We start from the raw sequence: 656 nt of genomic DNA, 5'->3' as shown, positions 1-656 counted from the left end.
TGGTGGAGTTAACTTTTCTAACGCAGCTGATATAATAAAAGCAGGTGCAAATATATTAGTTGCTGGATCGATCAATTGGGAATGTATAGTTTCAGCATTGCCAATAAGCGGGTTACCGAAGAAAATGCTGCGGTAAAATTTTTAAATCCCAATCATAAATTACTGAACTTTCCGAACAAAATTACGGCGGATGATTTTAAAGACTGGATACAGGAACGTGGCGCCTATTTCCCCGCTCAATGGGATGCAGCGTATGAACCGCTTTTTGAAATGCATGATACAGGTGAAGAACCTCTGCAGGGATCTACTTTATATGCTAAATATGGGAAAGGTAATTTTATTTATACCCCGTTGGCATTTTTCAGACAGCTGCCTGCGGGAAATGTTGGGGCGGCACGTTTATTTTTAAACTTTTTATCTGCACAGAAAAACTGATGAACAAAAAACTTAAAAATTGGAATACCTGGTACATACTATTAGCAGCTGCATTAGTATTACAGATCGATCCAGCACTTCTCTGATTTCTGCCATTCCATAGCCTCTTTGGCTGCTGTCGTCTTTGTCATGGCTGATTAAAATATCAAAAGAATCTTTTGTTTTAAGGAGCTTCTTAATTTCCTTTCTTTCATAATCCTGGATAAACCGCTTTTCCGATC

At 38.4% G+C, this 656-nt stretch carries 2 protein-coding genes; one reads left to right on the top strand and one right to left on the bottom strand.

The features are described from left to right. The first annotated feature begins 81 nt into the window (after positions 1-81). Positions 82-435, top strand: coding sequence for a hypothetical protein (locus ACJ5GX_RS07300; protein WP_495292858.1), 354 nt, complete (start codon positions 82-84; stop codon positions 433-435). A 12-nt stretch (positions 436-447) separates the two neighbouring features. On the opposite strand, the gene ACJ5GX_RS07295 is transcribed toward ACJ5GX_RS07300, so the two are convergent. Then, positions 448-656: hypothetical protein (locus tag ACJ5GX_RS07295; protein WP_495292857.1), on the bottom strand; the 209-nt coding region annotated here is incomplete at its 5' end.

It is taken from the genome of Wolbachia endosymbiont of Tuta absoluta, from assembly GCF_059414725.1.
Note: the sequence above shows the minus strand (reverse complement) of the source record. Positions and strands in the feature narration are given on the sequence as shown.

Excerpts from the sequence above, each read along its gene's own strand:
- ACJ5GX_RS07300 (WP_495292858.1), top strand. The coding sequence starts at position 82 with ATGTATAGTTTCAGCATTGCCAATAAGCGGGTTACCGAAGAAAATGCT.